This is a genomic window from Streptomyces sp. NPDC001668 (assembly GCF_042893155.1).
Lineage (GTDB): Bacteria > Actinomycetota > Actinomycetes > Streptomycetales > Streptomycetaceae > Streptomyces.
Genome location: NZ_JBIAUQ010000036.1, coordinates 1 through 2,225, shown reverse-complemented (window position 1 = coordinate 2,225; position 2,225 = coordinate 1). Strand labels below are relative to the sequence as shown.

Below are 2,225 nucleotides of genomic sequence, written 5' to 3'. Positions count from 1 at the left end.
ACATGCCCCGCAGGCTCACCCGCGGCAACCGCATCAAGCCCCGCCAGGAACCCCTCCCGGTCCTCCGCCACCACCACAGCCCGATGCTCCAACGCGGCCCGACGGGTCGCCAACGACCAGGCCACGGCAGCAGAGTTGATCTCGGTGTGCCTCCCGACGAACTCCCTCAGGCGCCCGGCCTGCGCCCGCAGCCCAGCCTCGGACCGCCCCGACACCACCCACGGCACCGCCCCCTCCACCACAGCACCCTGGCCCTCCGGTGCCTCGACCGCCGGAGCCTCCTCCACGATCACATGCGCATTCGTCCCGCTCACGCCGAACGACGACACCCCCGCCCGCCGCACCCGACCCATCTCGGGCCACGCGGTGTGCTCGGTCACCAGCTCGACCGAGCCCGCGGCCCAGTCGACCTGCGGCGAGGGCTCATCGACATGCAAGGTCGCCGGCACCACACCATGCCGTAGCGCCATCACCGTCTTGATCACACCGGCCACACCCGCAGCGGCCTGCGTATGACCGATGTTCGACTTCAACGACCCCAGCAGCAACGGCCGTTCAGCAGGCCGCCCCTGCCCGTACGTCGCCAGCAACGCACCCGCCTCGATCGGATCCCCCAGCGAAGTCCCCGTACCGTGCGCCTCCACCACATCCACCTCGGAGGCCGCCAGCCCGGCGTTCGCCAACGCCTGCCGGATGACCTGTTCCTGGGAGGGGCCGTTGGGTGCCGTCAGGCCGTTGGAGGCGCCGTCCTGGTTCAGGGCGGAACCCCGGATCACCGCCAGCACCTGATGCCCGTTACGCCGGGCATCGGACAGCCGCTCCACCAGCAGGACACCTACGCCCTCGGCCCAGGCGGTGCCGTCCGCCGCTGCGGCGAAGGGCTTGCAGAGGCCGTCCGGCGCCAGTCCGCGCTGATGGCTGAACTCGGTGAAGATCCCGGGCATGGTCGTGACACTGACCCCGCCGACGAGCGCCATCCCGCACTCGCCGCCGCGCAGGGACTGCACGGCCAGATGCAGCGCGACCAGCGACGACGAACACGCCGTGTCCACCGTCACGGCCGGACCGGTCAGGCCCAGGGTGTAGGCGATACGGCCGGACGCCACGCTGCCCGCGGCCCCGGTGAAGAGGTAGCCCTCGGTGCCCTGGGCATCGGTCACACCGCTGCCGTAGCCCTGCGGGACGAAGCCGACGAAGACACCCGTCCGGCTGCCCCGCAGCGACAGCGGATCGATACCGGCGCGTTCCAGGGTCTCCCAGGAGGTCTCCATCAGCAGGCGCTGCTGCGGATCCATCGCCAGCGCCTCACGTGGCGACAGCCCGAAGAAGCCCGCGTCGAACTCGCCCGCGTCGTGCAGGAATCCGCCTTGATGGACGTAGCAGCTGCCGGGGCGTGTGGTGTCGGGGTGCTGGAGGGCGTCGAGGTCCCAGCCCCGGTCCGTCGGGAACCCGGAGTTGACCGACCGGTCCTGCCCCTCCGACAGCAGCAGCTCCCACAGGTCCTCCGGTGACCGGACGCCGCCCGGGAAACGGCAGCCGACGGCCACGATGGCGATCGGTTCCCGCGTGTCCGCGGACTCGGCCGAAACGGCCTCCGTGGTCCCCTCTCTGCCCAGGATCCTGTCCAGCAGATGCTCGGCGAGCGCCAAGGGGGTCGGGTGGTCGAACACCACGGCCCGCGCGAGGGCCACGCCCGTCGTCGCGACGAGCCGGTTGCGCAGTTCGACGGCGGTCAACGAGTCGAAGCCGAAGTCCCGGAAGGCCCGCCGCGCCTCCACCTCAGCCGCCGACGACCAGCCCAGCACCGCCGCGGCGTGCCGGCACACCTCGTCCAGTACGACGCGTTTGCGCTGAGCCTCGTTGGCCGCGTCCGCCACCCGACGCGGGAACCCCTCGGCCGCCTCGGTCACGGGGGCTGACGGCAGCTCCACACGGACCTCGGACGAAGAACCTGAGGAGGTCGAGGGCGCGAGCCAGTAACGGTCACGTTGGAAGGCGTAGGTGGGGAGGTCTGCGGGGGTGGTGGTGGCGGGCAGGACGGTGGCCCAGTCGGGGGTGACGCCATGGACCCACAGCTGGGACAGCGCGGTCAGGAACTGCCGGGTCCCGCCGTGGTCGCGCCGCAGGGTCCCGGTCGCGGTGACCTGCTCACCGCTCTCCTCGATCGCACCGGTCAGCACCGGGTGTGGGCTGACCTCCAGGAAGAGGCGGCTGCCGTCGGCGAC

At 71.7% G+C, this 2,225-nt stretch carries 1 protein-coding gene; it reads right to left on the bottom strand.

Annotated features, from left to right (window positions below):
• Positions 1 to 2,225: beta-ketoacyl synthase N-terminal-like domain-containing protein (locus ACFYZ8_RS44810; RefSeq protein WP_389050851.1), on the bottom strand; the 2,225-nt coding region annotated here is incomplete at both ends.